This is a genomic window from Vibrio sp. TMPB1044 (assembly GCF_030442075.1).
In the GTDB taxonomy this organism is placed as follows: Bacteria; Pseudomonadota; Gammaproteobacteria; order Enterobacterales; family Vibrionaceae; genus Vibrio; species Vibrio satsumensis.
Window position 1 is genome coordinate 1 of sequence record NZ_JAUJED010000039.1, and the last position, 783, is coordinate 783.

1 rRNA gene is annotated in these 783 nt (G+C 51.5%); it reads right to left on the reverse strand.

Features of this window, described 5'->3' with window-relative positions:
• Window positions 1–783, reverse strand: a 23S ribosomal RNA gene (locus QQ041_RS20640); the annotation flags it as partial.

The following is a 783-nucleotide window of genomic DNA, read 5'->3' on the forward strand; positions in this document are numbered from 1 at the left end:
AGGGTGGTATTTCAAGGACGACTCCACCACATCTAGCGACGCGGTTTCAAAGTCTCCCACCTATCCTACACATGTAGGTTCAATGTTCAGTGCCAAGCTGTAGTAAAGGTTCACGGGGTCTTTCCGTCTAGCCGCGGGTACACTGCATCTTCACAGCGATTTCAATTTCACTGAGTCTCGGGTGGAGACAGCGTGGCCATCATTACGCCATTCGTGCAGGTCGGAACTTACCCGACAAGGAATTTCGCTACCTTAGGACCGTTATAGTTACGGCCGCCGTTTACCGGGGCTTCGATCAAGAGCTTCGACCGAAGTCTAACCCCATCAATTAACCTTCCGGCACCGGGCAGGCGTCACACCGTATACGTCATCTTACGATTTTGCACAGTGCTGTGTTTTTAATAAACAGTTGCAGCCACCTGGTATCTGCGACTCTCGTCTGCTCCATCCGCAAGGGACTTCACTGATAAGAGCGTACCTTCTCCCGAAGTTACGGTACCATTTTGCCTAGTTCCTTCACCCGAGTTCTCTCAAGCGCCTTGGTATTCTCTACCCGACCACCTGTGTCGGTTTGGGGTACGATTCCTTACAATCTGAAGCTTAGAGGCTTTTCCTGGAAGCATGGCATCAATGACTTCACTACCGTAGTAGCTCGACATCGTATCTCAGCGTTAATAGCGGTCCGGATTTACCTAAACCACCCGCCTACGTACTTGAACCTGGACAACCGTCGCCAGGCCCACCTAGCCTTCTCCGTCCCCCCATCGCAATTGTAAGAAGTAC